This is a genomic window from Mesobacillus subterraneus (assembly GCF_000934845.1).
GTDB classification, from domain to species: Bacteria; Bacillota; Bacilli; order Bacillales; family Cytobacillaceae; genus Mesobacillus; species Mesobacillus stamsii.
On the sequence record NZ_JXIQ01000058.1, the window covers coordinates 1 to 214 of the forward strand.

1 rRNA gene is annotated in these 214 nt (G+C 39.3%); it reads right to left on the reverse strand.

Features of this window, described 5'->3' with window-relative positions:
* A 5S ribosomal RNA gene (rrf, locus tag UB32_RS07315) occupies positions 1 to 80 on the reverse strand; the annotation flags it as partial.
* Between the last annotated feature and the right edge of the window lie 134 nt (positions 81 to 214).

Here is a 214-nt window from a genome sequence, read left to right on the forward strand (position 1 = left end):
CAACTACCATCGGCGCTGAGAAGCTTAACTTCCGTGTTCGGTATGGGAACGGGTGTGACCTTCTCGCCATCGCCACCAGACAATTGTAAAGAACAATATTTATTATACTGTCTTTTATGTATTTTTCAAGAGAATTTTAAATGTTTGTTCCCTCAAAACTAGATAATGTGTAAGAAGAATTCAAGAAGAACGAGTGATTGTTGTCTAGCTCCGG